The sequence below is a fragment of the Pseudomonas emilianonis genome, from assembly GCF_023072625.1.
In the GTDB taxonomy this organism is placed as follows: domain Bacteria; phylum Pseudomonadota; class Gammaproteobacteria; order Pseudomonadales; family Pseudomonadaceae; genus Aquipseudomonas; species Aquipseudomonas paraveronii.
This window is the reverse complement of sequence record NZ_JAKNRV010000118.1, coordinates 1-14,151: the sequence shown is the minus strand read 5'-3', so window position 1 is coordinate 14,151 and position 14,151 is coordinate 1. Positions and strand designations below refer to the sequence as shown.

The window sequence follows — 14,151 nt, the reverse complement described above, 5'->3', positions numbered from 1 at the left end:
GGTCGGCGCCTCCCAATCCAGCATCTCTCCCGCACAAAACACCCCCGGCAATTGCTTGAGCATCAACCGCTCGTCCAGCGCCTCAAACGGCACGCCCCCCGCCGTACTGATCGCTTCATCCATCGGCAAGGCTGTTTCGCTCACGTATCCATCCTTTGCGTATCAGAGAGTGGGAACGGAATGGCTCCGTAACGCCACTAACAAAGCCGCAGCACTCGCGCCGCGACAATCCACAACTTTTTCTGCGCCAGCGGCCCGCGCCATCTCATAGACTCGCGGGCTGGGCACGAACAGCGGCAGCCGCGCCACCTGTGGCCAATCCGGGCCGGCCAGGGCTTGCAGGTGTAAAAACCCCTGCCCACTGCTGACCACCAGGCCGTTCAAGCGTTCCAACTGGATGCGCTGCATGAGTACCCCCGGGTCGTAGGCCGGAAGAAAACGGCGATACAACTCCAGATAGTCGACACTAGCACCTTGCTCGCGCAAGCGCTCCGCCAGCAGCTCTCGCCCACCCTCGCCGCGCAGGATCAACACCCGCGCATCAGCATGTGCAATAGCCTCGCGCAAGGCGGGCAAGGCAAGCAAGGCCTCGCTGTCGTCGCCGCTGGGGGGATAATGAACGTCCAGGCCCTGTTCGGCGAGGACCTGCGCGGTGGCGGCCCCCACGCTGAACCACGGCAACTGCGGCCAGCGTCGATCCAAGCATTGCACGCCAAGGCGCGCCGCCGGTTTGCTCACCACAATGACCGCGCAATAGCGGCCCAGGTCAGCAAAGACCGCCTGCTGCGCAGGCGTGACCGGCAAGGCTTCGATCTCCAGCAACGGCAGGCTGCTGCTGAAAATCCCGACATCGGACAACGATGCCGCCAACAGCGCAGACTCCTCGGCAGGCCGCGTCAGCAGCACACGCCAATCGGTCACTGCGGGCCGGCCTCGCCGTAGACTTTTTGCAGAATGACACCGGCGCCCTTGTCCAGCAGCGCTTCGGCGACCTGAATACCCAGCGCCGTCGCATCACGCTGCGGCCCGCGCACTTGCGCGGTGATCAAGTTGCCGCCGTCAGGGTCACCCACCAGGCCACGCAGCCACAGGTTTTCCCCTTCAAGCACGGCGTAGCAGGCGATCGGCACCTGGCAGCCACCGTTGAGGTGTTTGTTCAGGGCGCGTTCGGCGGTGACACGGACGTCGGTGTCGTGGTGATCGAGCGGCTTGAGCAAGGCGTGGATTTCACTGTCGGCGGTGCGGCATTCGATGCCCACTGCGCCCTGCCCGCCGGCGGGCAAGCTGTCTTCGACGCTGATGACCGAGGTGATGCGGTCTTCGAAGCCGAGCCGGATCAAACCGGCCGCCGCGAGAATGATCGCGTCGTATTCACCGGCATCCAGCTTGGCCAGGCGGGTGTTGACGTTGCCGCGCAGGAAGCGGATCTGCAAATCCGGACGACGCGTCAGCAACTGGGCCTGACGACGCAGGCTGGAAGTGCCGACAATACTGCCCAACGGCAGCTCATCCAGGGACGCGTAGGTATTGGACACGAAGGCGTCGCGCGGGTCTTCACGCTCGCAGATGCAAAACAGGCCCAGGCCTTCGGGGAAGTCCATGGGCACGTCTTTCATCGAATGCACGGCGATGTCGGCTTCGTTTTCCAGCAGCGCGGTTTCCAGTTCCTTGACGAACAAACCCTTGCCGCCGATCTTCGACAGCGGCGAGTCCAGCAGCTTGTCGCCGCGACTGACCATGGGCACCAGGGACACCTGGAGACCAGGGTGGGCCTGCTCGAGGCGTGCTTTGACGTATTCGGCCTGCCACAAGGCCAGGGCACTTTTACGGGTGGCGATGCGGATTTCGCGAGAGGACATGGATCAATCCGTACTGAATAGATACGGCAGATAATAACAGCTCAGGAAAATTCGCTTTGATTTGAATCAGCAAGTGCGGGGCCTCCCTGGCCGCAGCGCACCGCGATCACCGCTACAGCCCTTGGGCTAAAGCTGCTGCATCATCTTGCGCACGCCGGCGACATGGCGCCGGCTGACGATCAAGGCATCGCCGTTAAGCCCTTTCAGGAATAACTGAAAGTGCCCCAGGGGCGTGCGCTGCAGGCGTTCGATGCGCTCACGGGCCACCAGCGCATTGCGGTGGATGCGCACGAAACGGTCGCCAAATTCATCCTCAAGGGCCTTGAGCGGCTCATCGAGCAGCACTTCGCCAGCCTCGTGACGCAGGGTCACGTACTTGTGATCGGCGATGAAATAGACCACCTGGCTCAGGGGGATCAGCTCGATACCTTTGCGGGTGCGCGCACTGATATGGCTGCGCGGCCCGTTACCACTCTGGGCGGCGGGCTGGGTCAGGGCGGCAAGCTGGATGCGATTGGGGCGCTCGGCCTTTTTCAACGCCTTGAGCAACGCCTCGCCAGTCACTGGCTTGACCAGGAAGCTGACACCGCTGGCTTCCAGGGTTTCGGCAGGGAACTCTTCCTCGGCGGCACACAACACCACGGCCGGTGGCGATTCGCGCTCACTCAGGCGGGCGGCGACTTGCAGGCCATCCAGGCCCGGCATGCGGATATCGAGCAGCACCACATCCGGCTTGAGGCTGTCGATCAACGTCAACGCCTCCTCGCCCGTGGCGGCGCTCGGTTCAAGGACTGTATAACCCTCGAGCTCACTGACCAGACGGCTCAGTCGCTCGCGGGCTTGGGGTTCGTCATCAACGATCAGGACATTCATATTGCGCTGGATTCCTGCGTGAGTCTCGCACAAGGATAGCGTAGACAGGTGCGGTGACTTGCGTCACAGCGATCCACGCTAAGACTAGCGCGAGCGGCAAAAAGTGCCCCGAGAGCGACACTCATATTTATCCGGACCTGTTCAATAGCGCCCAAAACCTGCCGCCCTTGGGCATCGTCGTAGGGTTTGCTGATACACAATCCGAATCCCCCCCTTGTTTAATGGTAGTCAGGATTATGACCGCATCACCTGACTTTGGTGCATTCACACACTATCAGTCCAACTGTAGACGCTCGCCGAGACGACATTGCTCATTCGTCAAATATCGTTTCAATAAGCACCTTTGCCCAGTCTCTTCCCGGACGCGGCCGGCGGCAAGGCACTTAGCCATCCTTTACACAAATAAAAATGCCGACCACCCGCAGCACCGCCTCCACGGGCAACCCTGTTATTATCGGCGTCACACCTCCACGCCTCTTTTAAGCAGATCACGAGCGAATCCATGAGCACCGACAAGACCAACCAGTCCTGGGGCGGCCGCTTCAGTGAACCCGTCGACGCCTTCGTCGCCCGCTTCACCGCCTCCGTCACCTTCGACCAGCGCCTGTACCGCCACGACATCATGGGCTCGATCGCCCACGCCACGATGCTGGCCAAGGTCGGCGTGCTGACCGACGCCGAGCGCGACAGCATCATCGACGGCCTGACCACCATCCGTGGTGAGATCGAAGCCGGTACGTTCGACTGGCGCGTCGATCTGGAAGACGTGCACATGAACATCGAGGCGCGCCTCACCGATCGCATCGGTGTGACCGGCAAAAAACTGCACACCGGGCGCAGCCGTAACGACCAGGTGGCCACCGATATCCGCCTGTGGCTGCGTGACGAAATCGACCTGATCCTGGCCGAAATCACCCGCCTGCAAAAAGGTTTGCTGGAACAGGCCGAGCGTGAATCGGACACTATCATGCCCGGCTTCACCCACCTGCAGACCGCACAGCCCGTGACCTTCGGCCACCACTTGCTGGCCTGGTTCGAAATGCTCAGCCGCGATTACGAGCGCCTGGTGGATTGCCGCAAGCGCGCCAACCGCATGCCATTGGGCAGCGCCGCACTGGCGGGCACCACGTACCCGATCGACCGCGAGTACACTGCACAACTGCTGGGGTTTGACGCCGTGGGCGGCAACTCCCTGGACGGTGTGTCGGACCGCGACTTCGCTATCGAATTCTGCGCCGCCGCCAGTATCGCGATGATGCACCTGTCGCGCTTCTCCGAAGAACTGGTGCTGTGGACCAGCGCGCAATTCCAGTTCATCGACCTGCCCGACCGCTTCTGCACCGGCAGCTCAATCATGCCGCAAAAGAAAAACCCCGACGTGCCCGAGCTGGTACGTGGCAAGAGCGGCCGCGTATTCGGCGCGCTGATGGGCCTGCTGACCCTGATGAAAGGCCAACCCCTGGCCTACAACAAGGACAACCAGGAAGACAAGGAACCGCTGTTCGACGCTGCCGACACCCTGCGCGATTCGCTACGTGCCTTTGCCGACATGATCCCGGCGATCAAGCCCAAGCACGCGATCATGCGGGAAGCGGCGCTGCGCGGGTTCTCCACTGCGACCGACCTGGCTGACTACCTGGTACGCCGTGGCCTGCCGTTCCGTGACTGCCACGAAATCGTCGGCCATGCCGTGAAATACGGCGTGGAAAGCGGCAAGGACCTGGCGGAAATGAGCCTGGAAGAACTGCGCAAGTTCAGCGACCAGATCGAGCAGGATGTGTTTGCCGTGCTGACCCTGGAAGGTTCGGTGAATGCACGCAACCACATAGGCGGCACTGCGCCAGCGCAGGTCAAGGCAGCCGTCGTGCGCGGCCAGGCCCTGCTCGCCAGCCGCTAAACGCATCAATGTGGGAGGAGCAAGTCGAACCGTCGCACCGCCCCTCCCACATTGCTTACTTCTTCGCCGCAATCATCGCCATGAACGCCGGCATCGCCGCTTCCCTGTCCGCCGCCACCTTCAAGGCGTTAGGCATGGCATGCAAGCGCTCCAGCAACGCCTTGGCCGCCGGCAATTCTGCCAGCAGATCCAGACCAAACAGTTTCTCGCCCACGCCGCAGGCGAGGTTCAGGCTGTACATGAAATACAGATCGGCAATCGTAAAGCTCTCCCCTGCGACATAGGGCGCGAACTTGCCGTGCCGAGCTAAAGACGCGACCCCCAGCAGCAACTCGGCCCGGGCTTTGTCCTTGATCGCCTCCGGCACCGGCATGCCGAAAAACGCTTCGGCGAAACAGGCACGGGCGGGTAGCTCGATGTACAGCTCGATTTCCCTGCACAATGCCAGCACCTGGGCGCGCTGAAACGGCTCCGCCGGCAACAGTGCAGTGCCTTCCTGGGTTTGCTCGATGTATTCGAGGATCACACTGGTTTCGTTGATAAAGCCCTGTTTGACCCCCAGCACCGGCACCTTGCCCCGCGGGCTGACCGTCAGGGCTGCAGGCGTTTGCCCGGCAAAAAAAGGCACCTCTTCGAACGTCAGGCCTTTCTCCATGAGCGCCAGCTTGACCATGTTGTAGTAGTTGCTGACCGAAAATCCGTACAGTTTGAGCATCGCAGAGCCTCCAGGCCGTGTGCGGGGTTGGCTGCATGAGTTATAGATCCGCCCGACCAACCTGGCTAGCAGCATCACCTGCCTGAATGGAGGTAGACTGGCGCCCTTTCCTTGAGGAGCCTGCCATGAGCGAGCCGACCGATATCGACAACGACGAAGAAGAGTTCACCGAAAGCACACTGACCCAGGCCATCGAAAACCAGATCGAAAGCGACAATCCGCCTGCCGCCAAGGCCACGTTCAACAAGCTGACGCTGGTGGGTTACGAGCGCGAAGAGATTTTGAATCTGATGGCCCATGTGCTGGCAGTGGAAATCGACAAGATGCTCGACGAAGACCGCGCCTTCAATACCGACTGGTATGAAACAGCCTTGCGCGCGCTGCCCGAACTGCCGCCTGAAAACGCCTGAAGCGAGCGCCCGCGTGGCCGGGAAGCCTGCTTCCTCGCCACAACACTGCGCCATATCAACACCCGCGAGTTTCCCACTGGACAGCCCGCCAAAGTACGTTCACCTTAGGGCCTGCTAGCCTCTAACAAATTCTTAGAAAGTCTGGAGTCCCTATGTCGTATACCCCTGAGCTGGTTGCCGAACTGGAAATCCTTGCACTCTTCAACCTGGGCAGCTCCCAGGAAGGTCTGAAAGTCCATCAGACTGCCGCACCGACCGCTATCGCCGCCGCCAAACGCCTGTTCGAGAAAAAACTGATCGACCAACCGGACGGAGGCTACCTGACCAGCCTTGGCCGGGACGCCGCAGAACAAGCCCAATCCCTGCTGACCATCCTGACCACCACCACGACCAAAGAAGCTGCCTGATTCCGGATACTGCCCATGGGGTCCGCCTGCCGCGGATTCCTAGGGCGTTGCCGTGGGCTGGATAAAATTCTGACGCCAAAAAGCGCTTCCCCTCTAAACCTCCTACGCTTCTGACTGTAAACTCCTACACGGCCGCCCATGTCGGGCCTTGCGCGCCACCGAGTTCGACATGACCCGCACCCATGAAATCCGCCCCGACCTGGACGAAGGCATCGACCGCAAGGTGCTGGCCCAGTTGCGCGCGCGCTTCATGGCGCTTAACGAAGGGCGTATGGCCCGGGCCATCGAAGGGCTGACGCCGCGCCAGCAAAGCGTATTGACCCTGCTGCCGCTGTTTTTTCACGTCAATCACCCGCTGTTGCCCGGTTACGTGTCGGGCAGCACCCCGGCCGGGCTGTCGAATTTCGAACCCGACGCCCAGGCCCTGAGCGAAGCCCAGCGCCTGACCCGTTCGTTTTCCTACAAGCCGCGTCACGGCAAACCGCCGCAGCCGATCCATGGCCTGTTCCTGATGGGCAGCCTCGGCACCCTGGCCCAGGCCGATCAAAGCGACATGGACGTATGGGTATGTCACGCCCCCGACCTGGGCGAGAACGAACTGGTCGAGCTGCGCAAGAAATGCCAGTTGCTCGAAGCCTGGGCCCTGAGCATGGGTGCCGAAGCGCATTTTTTCCTGATCGAGCCGACCCGTTTTGTATTGGGCGAGCGCGACACGCAACTGAGCTCCGACGACTGCGGCACAACCCAGCACTATTTGTTGCTGGATGAGTTCTATCGCACCGCCATCTGGCTCGCCGGCCGCACGCCGATCTGGTGGCTGGTGCCGGTATACGAAGAAGTCCGCTACGCCGAGTTCACCCACACGCTGATTTCCAAACGCTTTATCCGCGCCGATGAAACCCTCGACCTCGGTCATCTGGCGCGCATCCCACCCGGCGAATTTATTGGCGCCGGGCTGTGGCAACTGTTCAAGGGCATCGAATCGCCCTACAAGTCGCTGCTCAAGCTGCTGTTGACCGAGGTCTACGCCAGCGAGCACCCGAATGTGCAGTGCCTGAGCCTGCGCTTCAAGCGGGCGGTGTTCGCCAACAAGATGGTCCTGGACGAGCTGGACCCGTATGTCGTGGTCTATCGCCGCATCGAGGAATACCTCAACGCGCGCAACGAGCCGGAACGCCTGGAACTCGTACGGCGCGCACTGTATTTGAAGGTCAACCGCAAGCTCAGCGCCGGCCAGCGCACCCTCGGCTGGCAGCACCTGTTGCTGGAGCGCCTGGCCCGTGAATGGGGCTGGGACCCGCGTCAACTGGCCCTGCTCGACAGCCGCAGCCAGTGGAAAGTGCGCCAGGTGGCCTCCGAGCGCCGCGCCCTGGTCAGTGAGCTGAACTACAGCTATCGCTTCCTGACCCAGTTCGCCCGCACCGAGCAGACCGTCAGCCTGATCAACAAGCGCGACCTCAATGTGCTTGGCCGCCGTCTCTACGCGGCGTTTGAACGCAAGGCGGGCAAGGTCGAATTCATTAACCCCGGCATCGCCCCGGACCTGGCCGAAGACACCCTGACCCTGGTGCAATCCCCCAACCGCAAGGAACCGGACCAGCATCATTGGGGGCTGTACAACGGCAGCCTCACCGCTCTGGAGTCGGAGCACTTCGCGCCGATCAAGCGCAGCCGCGACCTGCTGGAAATGCTCACCTGGTGCCACCGCAACGGCGTGATCGACAGCAGCACCCGCCTGGCGCTGCACCCGGGCGTCAGCGACATGACCGAATTCGAACTGTTCAACCTGCTGGGCAGCCTGCAACAGACCATCGCCCTGCCCCTGCCCAGCGTCGATGAAGATCGCCTGCTGCGCTCGGCGGTGCCGGAAGACGTGCTGCTGCTGATCAACGTCGGCGTCGACCCGCTCAAGCACCACCGCGACCTGAACATCCTGATGACCACCGAGCGCACCGACTCGCTGAGTTACGCCGGCGTGCGTGACAACCTGGTGCTGACCCTCGACCAGGTCACGCTCAACAGTTGGAACGAGGTGATGGTCAGTCGCTACGACGGCCCCCATGCCCTGCTCGATTGCCTGCGCGACTACCTCAACCAATTGCCGTCGGACCACCTGCCACGCCTGCGGGTGCGCTGCTTCTGCCACAACCGCGCGCAGTTCATTGCCCGGCGCGTGGAAGAAATCTTCGACACCGCGCAGAACCTGCTGCTGGGCCAGGGCAACCACCGCTACCTGCTGCAGGTGCAGCAGCACTATCACGTGATGGAGCTGATGCCAGGCCAGGCTACCCACGTATCACTGGCGACCCAGGACGCACTGATCGCCTACCTCAGCGAAGAACTGGCCAGTTACAGCCCGTTGCACCTGGACGCGATGGCCCTGGAAGACCACGACCTGGCGTTGCTGCTACCGATGGGCATGGCCGATTGCGTGCAGGTGTTTTACCGGGTCAACGAAGGCTTCGCCGAGCTGTATGTGCTGGATGAGTTCAATGCGCTCTGGCAACAACGCTTGCCGTTCCACGATGAACAGAGCCTGTTGGCGCCGTTACAGCGCTTTCTGCAGTCGATCATCTATCGCCGGGACGCGTTGTCGCCCGTGGACCCGCAAGAACCGCTGGGTGCGGTGCAAACCCTGTATTACCAACTGCTGCCATCGGGCAGCAACCGCGCACGCAGCATCGAGTCTCGGCCGGCGCCGCAAAACCCGGCCAACAAGCCGTTTTATGACGTGCAGGCGATTATCGGCAAGGCAACGCCGGGCCAGGTGGGGATTACCCTGTACTGCAATCAGCGGGAGTTTTCCGAACTGGAATTTGGCGACCAGCTGTTTGCAGTGGTCGCCCAGGAGATCGTCGGGCAACGCCGGGAAACCGAGCGCTACCGCTGCTATATCACTGATCTGGACCTGTCGGGTCTGCTCGGTGATGTGCACAGCCCGAGCAATTTGTACCTGCGTTACAAGGCCGAGCTGGAACAGGCGCTCAATGAAGCGCTGAGCCGGACCTAAAGCGAGAAGGCACCGCCGTCTTTGGGCTGGTTTTCTACACTGAGCAGTTCGAGCTTGAGGGTCTTGCCGCCGGGCGCAGGCCAGTCGATGTGCTGGCCCACTTTCAGGCCGAGCAATGCGCTGCCCACTGGTGCCAGGATCGAAATCTTGCCTGCGTCGGCGTTCGCATCCTTGGGGTAAACCAGGGTCAGGTGATAGTCCTTGCCGCTGCCTTGCTCGCGGCAATGCACGCTGGAGTTCATGGTCACGACATCTGCAGGTACTTCATCGTGGCCAACCACTTCTTCGGCGCGGTCGAGTTCGTGCTGCAGGGCTTCTACGCCCGGCGAGTTCTCGCCGACACGGTCGATCAGTTGCTCAAGACGCTGCACGTCGAGACGGGTAAGAATGATGGAAGGTGCGGTCATGATTCAGGCAGACTCCTTTTTTCTGCACAAAAAAGCAAAACCCCGCCAGGAAAAGGCGGGGTTCTCACGGACCTCGATGAGTTGAGGTGTACCCGGACACTACCACAGCACCGCAAATAAACAAGAAGGGCTCAAGGCGCGACTTTGCGTCGCTCGGCCTGGGCCACGATCACTCGCCGCCGCTGATCGTCGGCGGAGCGCCATTCACGGATGTCTTCCACATGGCGAAAGCAGCCAAGGCAGACTTTTTGCTCGTCCAGCCGACACAAGCTGATACAAGGTGACGGCACCGCCGCGCTGACATTACTGAACAACGGCTTGGGCGGACGTACAGGCGCTGGCTGGTTCACGATCAGTTCTCGTCGGGGTTCAGCTCATCGAAGCCCAACTCGACGCCGGCCTGTTCCTGAGTGATACGCGCGAGCATTTCGCTGAGCAGCTCATCGCTGGTATCGCACTGCCAATTGCGGTCTTCTTCGTTGTAATCGAAGTGAAAACCGCCGGAACGTGCTGCCAGCCACAGTTGGCGCAACGGCTCCTGGCGACTGAAGATCAGTTGAGTGCCGTTCTCGAACTTGACGGTCAGCACCCCGGCCGAGTTTTCCAGGTCCACATCCAGGCCGCTCTCGTCGAAAATATCTTCCAGCGCGTGCTGGGTCGAATCCACCAGGTCGTGAAAACGGGCTTCGGTCAAACTCATTGCGGCAACCTCAAAAGTGTCTGGTTTTGCTCAAGCGCCGCACGATACGGTCGCGCTCCGCCGATTGCAAAGGATACCGAGTTCGTTACCGATGACGGTAAGAAATATCCCCAGCTACCGTAAGCTGCTTCGCTACTATCTCGGCAAACCCCCGCCGGACGGGTATTCCGGCGCATAGGCAAGCTGGCGGGTGGTCGGTATACTCGGGCGCAATTAATGCATATTCAAGGATTTCGCCATGAAGCGCCTGATCTCTTCCCTTGCTGCGCTCGTCGCGGTCGCTTGCCTCGTTAGTGCCTGTGGTCAAAAAGGCCCGCTGTACCTGCCCGATGACAGCAAAGACCCAAATGAACAGGCGCAATCGTCGCAGAAACCGCAAAAAGCGCACAAGCACGACACTTACTAAGGGAAACCCATGGACGCTTTTAACTACCGGAACGGCGAGCTGTTCGCGGAAGGCGTGGCGCTGTCCGCGATTGCCGAGCGCTTTGGCACCCCGACCTATGTGTACTCGCGCGCGCATATCGAAGCCCAATATCGCTCTTTCACCGACCCGCTGAACGGCGTGCCACACCTGGTGTGCTACGCGGTCAAGGCCAACTCCAACCTGGGCGTGCTCAATGTCCTGGCGCGTCTGGGCGCCGGTTTCGACATTGTCTCCCGTGGCGAGCTGGAACGGGTTCTGGCCGCTGGCGGCCAGGCTGACAAAATCGTCTTCTCCGGCGTCGGCAAGAGCCGCGAAGACATGCGCCGCGCCCTGGAAGTCGGCGTGCATTGCTTCAACGTCGAATCCACCGACGAACTGGAGCGCCTGCAAGTCGTCGCTGCCGAGATGGGCGTTCGCGCGCCGATCTCCCTGCGCGTCAACCCGGACGTCGACGCCGGCACCCACCCGTACATTTCCACCGGTCTCAAAGAGAACAAGTTCGGCATCGCCATCGCCGACGCCGAGGACGTGTACATCCGCGCCGCCCAACTGCCGAACCTGGAAGTGCTGGGTGTCGACTGCCATATCGGCTCGCAACTCACCACCCTGCCTCCGTTCCTGGATGCCCTCGACCGCCTGCTGGCGCTGACCGACCGCCTCGGCGAGTGCGGCATCTACCTGCAGCACATCGACCTCGGTGGCGGCGTGGGCGTGCAGTATCGCGATGAAGAGCCGCCGCTGATCGGCGACTACATCAAGGCCGTGCGCGAACGCCTGGAAGGCCGCGGCCTGGCGCTGATGTTCGAGCCGGGCCGCTACATCGTCGCCAATGCCGGCGTGCTGCTGACCCAGGTCGAGTACCTCAAGCACACCGAGTACAAGGATTTCGCCATCGTCGACGCGGCGATGAACGACCTGATCCGCCCGGCGCTGTACCAGGCCTGGATGAATGTCACCGCCGTAACGCCCCGCAACATCGAAGCGCGCGCCTATGACGTCGTCGGCCCGATCTGCGAAACCGGCGACTTCCTGGCCAAGGATCGTCAGTTGGCCCTAGAAGAAGGCGATCTGCTGGCCATTCATTCGGCCGGTGCCTACGGGTTTGTCATGAGTTCCAACTACAACACCCGCGGGCGTACCGCCGAGGTGCTGGTGGACGGTGATCAAGCGTTTGAAGTGCGTCGCCGCGAGACGGTAGCCGAGTTGTATGCTGGCGAAAGCCTGCTGCCGGAGTAAGCCATGCTGTTGCGTTTTACCAAGATGCACGGGCTGGGCAATGACTTCATGGTTCTTGACCTGGTCAGCCAGCATGCGCACATTCTGCCCAAGCACGCTAAACAGTGGGGCGACCGCCATACCGGCATCGGTTTCGACCAGTTGCTGATCGTTGAGGCGCCCAGCAACCCGGAGGTGGATTTCCGTTACCGGATCTTCAACTCCGACGGTTCCGAAGTGGAACAGTGCGGCAACGGTGCGCGCTGCTTCGCCCGCTTTGTGCTGGACAAGCGCCTGACCGCCAAGCGGCAGATTCGCGTCGAGACCAAGAGCGGCGTGATCGAGCTGGATGTCCGCAGCGACGGCCAGATCAGCGTCAACATGGGCGCGCCACGCCTGGTGCCGGCGGATATTCCGTTCCAGGCCACCGAGCAGGCCACCCGCTACACCGTTGACGTCGACGGCCAGGCTGTCGAACTGGCCGCCGTGTCCATGGGCAACCCCCATGCGGTGCTGCGCGTCGACGACATCAATAGCGCGCCGGTGCATGAGCTGGGGCCGAAGATCGAACATCACCCGCGCTTTCCGGCACGGGTCAATGTGGGCTTCCTGCAGGTGATCGACCGCTCCCGCGCGCAATTGCGTGTATGGGAGCGCGGCGCCGGTGAAACCCAGGCCTGCGGCACCGGTGCTTGCGCCGCTGCCGTGGCCGCGATCAGCCAGGGGTGGATGGATTCGCCGCTGCTGATCGACCTGCCCGGCGGACGCTTGTCCATCGAATGGGCAGGCCCCGGCCACCCGGTGATGATGACCGGGCCAGCCATGCGCGTATACGAAGGACAGGTCCGTCTATGAGTGAGCCAAGCAAATGACCGATAAGCCTCAAGTACCCGCACAAGCATCCCCGAGCGACAGCCTGGAGGCCGCTGCTGTCGCGGCGTACCTTGAGGCTAATCCGGACTTCTTCGTCGAGCACGAAGAACTGCTGCCGGCCCTGCGCATCCCCCACCAGCGCGGCGATACCGTGTCGCTGGTGGAGCGGCAGATGAAGATCCTGCGCGAGCGCAACATCGAAATGCGCCATCGGCTCTCGCACTTGATGGACGTAGCCCGCGATAACGACCGCCTGTTCGACAAGACCCGGCGCCTGATTCTGACGCTGATGGACGCCACCAGCCTGGAAGAAACGGTGATCGCCGTGGAAGACAGCCTGCGCCAGGACTTCCAGGTGCCCTTCGTCAGCCTGATCCTGTTCAGCGACAACCCGATGCCGGTAGGCCGCTGGGTCAGCGGCGGCGAAGCGCAAACGGCGATTGGCGGCCTGCTTTCCGAAGGCAAGACCATCAGCGGCACCTTGCGCGAACATGAGTTGGACTTTTTGTTTGGCGCCGAGCAGCGCAAGCAGATCGGCTCTACGGCGGTGGCCGCCCTCAGCCATCAAGGCCTGCATGGGGTACTGGCCATCGCCAGCCGTGACCCTGCGCACTACAAAAGCTCGGTGGGCACGCTGTTCCTGACCTACATCGCCGAAGTGCTGGGCCGCGTACTACCGCGTTTCACCACCGCCCTGCGCGCGGTGCGCTAACCATGGAACGGCAACTGGACGCTTACTGCGCTCACCTGCGCAGCGAGCGCCAGGTGTCGCCCCACACCCTGGAAGCCTACCGGCGGGACTTGAACAAGGTTCTGGCCTACTGCCAAAAGCAGCAGATCCCCAGTTGGAAAGCCCTGGATATCCAGGGGCTGCGCAGCCTGATCGCGCGCCTGCACCAGCAGGGCCAATCTTCGCGCAGCCTGGCACGCCTGCTGTCGGCGGTGCGCGGCCTGTATCACTACCTCAACCGCGAAGGCCTGTGCGATCACGACCCGGCCAATGGCCTGGCCCCGCCCAAGGGCGAGCGGCGGCTGCCCAAGACTCTCGACACAGACCGCGCCCTGCAATTGCTCGATGGCGCCGTCGAGGATGATTTCCTGGCCCATCGCGACCAGGCGATCCTGGAGCTGTTCTATTCTTCGGGCCTGCGTCTGTCGGAACTGACCGGGCTGAACCTCGATCAACTTGACCTGGCCGACGGCCTGGTGCAAGTGCTCGGCAAGGGCAGCAAGACCCGTGTGCTGCCGGTGGGTAGAAAAGCCCGCGAAGCCTTGCAACTGTGGCTGCCCCTGCGCGCACTGACCAACCCGGCGGACGACGCCGTGTTCGTCAGCCAGCAGGGCCGGCGCCTGGGCCC

General features: G+C 62.1%; 16 protein-coding genes and 1 pseudogene. 9 read left to right on the top strand and 8 right to left on the bottom strand.

The features are described from left to right. The 4 genes and pseudogenes from L9Z73_RS14130 to L9Z73_RS14115 all read right to left on the bottom strand — a co-directional run. A pseudogene (locus L9Z73_RS14130) lies at nucleotides 1-126 on the bottom strand (aminoacetone oxidase family FAD-binding enzyme); the annotation flags it as partial. 36 nt (nucleotides 127-162) lie between these two features. Beyond that, nucleotides 163-921 carry a uroporphyrinogen-III synthase gene (locus tag L9Z73_RS14125; RefSeq protein WP_247401900.1) on the bottom strand — a complete coding sequence of 253 codons (759 nt, stop codon included), beginning with the start codon at nucleotides 919-921 and terminating at the stop codon, nucleotides 163-165. Further along, nucleotides 918-1,859, bottom strand: a complete 942-nt coding sequence (hemC, locus tag L9Z73_RS14120; RefSeq protein ID WP_247401897.1) for a hydroxymethylbilane synthase — start codon at nucleotides 1,857-1,859, stop codon at nucleotides 918-920. The genes L9Z73_RS14125 and hemC overlap by 4 nt, the downstream gene beginning before the upstream one ends. A 126-nt stretch (nucleotides 1,860-1,985) precedes the next feature. Further along, nucleotides 1,986-2,732 (bottom strand): LytR/AlgR family response regulator transcription factor, encoded by a 747-nt coding sequence (locus L9Z73_RS14115; RefSeq protein WP_247401893.1) that lies wholly within the window; start codon nucleotides 2,730-2,732, stop codon nucleotides 1,986-1,988. A gap of 502 nt (nucleotides 2,733-3,234) precedes the next feature. On the opposite strand from L9Z73_RS14115, the gene argH reads away from it, so the two are divergent. Next, nucleotides 3,235-4,629, top strand: a complete 1,395-nt coding sequence (gene argH, locus L9Z73_RS14110) for an argininosuccinate lyase (RefSeq protein WP_247401890.1) — start codon at nucleotides 3,235-3,237, stop codon at nucleotides 4,627-4,629. Nucleotides 4,630-4,684: 55 nt separating this feature from the next. On the opposite strand, the gene L9Z73_RS14105 is transcribed toward argH, so the two are convergent. After that, a complete protein-coding gene (locus L9Z73_RS14105; RefSeq protein WP_247401887.1) occupies nucleotides 4,685-5,344 on the bottom strand; it encodes a glutathione S-transferase family protein in 660 nt (219 codons plus the stop codon). A 125-nt stretch (nucleotides 5,345-5,469) separates the two neighbouring features. On the opposite strand from L9Z73_RS14105, the gene L9Z73_RS14100 reads away from it, so the two are divergent. From L9Z73_RS14100 to L9Z73_RS14090, 3 genes are all read left to right on the top strand, one after another. After that, nucleotides 5,470-5,754 (top strand): hypothetical protein, encoded by a 285-nt coding sequence (locus L9Z73_RS14100; RefSeq protein WP_247401884.1) that lies wholly within the window; start codon nucleotides 5,470-5,472, stop codon nucleotides 5,752-5,754. A gap of 152 nt (nucleotides 5,755-5,906) precedes the next feature. Beyond that, the gene (locus L9Z73_RS14095; RefSeq protein ID WP_247401881.1) at nucleotides 5,907-6,161 is read left to right on the top strand and encodes a TIGR02647 family protein; all 255 of its coding nucleotides are present in this window, start codon (nucleotides 5,907-5,909) and stop codon (nucleotides 6,159-6,161) included. 169 nt (nucleotides 6,162-6,330) lie between these two features. Beyond that, entirely contained in the window at nucleotides 6,331-9,171 is a 2,841-nt protein-coding gene (locus L9Z73_RS14090; RefSeq protein ID WP_247401878.1) for a class I adenylate cyclase, read from the top strand. Here the strand turns inward: L9Z73_RS14090 and rnk are convergent. The 3 genes from rnk to cyaY form a co-directional block, all read right to left on the bottom strand. Then, complete coding sequence (gene rnk, locus L9Z73_RS14085; RefSeq protein ID WP_247401875.1) at nucleotides 9,168-9,578, bottom strand: nucleoside diphosphate kinase regulator; 411 nt, start codon at nucleotides 9,576-9,578, stop codon at nucleotides 9,168-9,170. The two genes, L9Z73_RS14090 and rnk, sit on opposite strands and share 4 nt — an antisense overlap. A 131-nt stretch (nucleotides 9,579-9,709) precedes the next feature. Continuing rightward, the gene (locus L9Z73_RS14080) at nucleotides 9,710-9,928 is read right to left on the bottom strand and encodes a DUF1289 domain-containing protein (protein WP_247401872.1); all 219 of its coding nucleotides are present in this window, start codon (nucleotides 9,926-9,928) and stop codon (nucleotides 9,710-9,712) included. 2 nt (nucleotides 9,929-9,930) lie between these two features. Further along, on the bottom strand, nucleotides 9,931-10,278 hold the full coding sequence (gene cyaY, locus L9Z73_RS14075; protein WP_247401870.1) for an iron donor protein CyaY: 348 nt from the start codon (nucleotides 10,276-10,278) through the stop codon (nucleotides 9,931-9,933). 238 nt (nucleotides 10,279-10,516) lie between these two features. On the opposite strand from cyaY, the gene lptM reads away from it, so the two are divergent. The 5 genes from lptM to L9Z73_RS14050 form a co-directional block, all read left to right on the top strand. Further along, nucleotides 10,517-10,684 carry an LPS translocon maturation chaperone LptM gene (gene lptM / locus L9Z73_RS14070; protein ID WP_048723727.1) on the top strand — a complete coding sequence of 56 codons (168 nt, stop codon included), beginning with the start codon at nucleotides 10,517-10,519 and terminating at the stop codon, nucleotides 10,682-10,684. A gap of 9 nt (nucleotides 10,685-10,693) precedes the next feature. Beyond that, nucleotides 10,694-11,941 carry a diaminopimelate decarboxylase gene (gene lysA, locus L9Z73_RS14065; RefSeq protein ID WP_247401868.1) on the top strand — a complete coding sequence of 416 codons (1,248 nt, stop codon included), beginning with the start codon at nucleotides 10,694-10,696 and terminating at the stop codon, nucleotides 11,939-11,941. Between the two features lie 3 nt (nucleotides 11,942-11,944). Further along, nucleotides 11,945-12,775 carry a diaminopimelate epimerase gene (gene dapF, locus L9Z73_RS14060; RefSeq protein ID WP_247401866.1) on the top strand — a complete coding sequence of 277 codons (831 nt, stop codon included), beginning with the start codon at nucleotides 11,945-11,947 and terminating at the stop codon, nucleotides 12,773-12,775. Nucleotides 12,776-12,788: 13 nt separating this feature from the next. Beyond that, nucleotides 12,789-13,505 (top strand): DUF484 family protein, encoded by a 717-nt coding sequence (locus tag L9Z73_RS14055; protein WP_247401864.1) that lies wholly within the window; start codon nucleotides 12,789-12,791, stop codon nucleotides 13,503-13,505. A 2-nt stretch (nucleotides 13,506-13,507) separates the two neighbouring features. After that, the coding region (locus tag L9Z73_RS14050; RefSeq protein WP_247401862.1) for a tyrosine recombinase XerC at nucleotides 13,508-14,151 on the top strand (644 nt) is incomplete at its 3' end.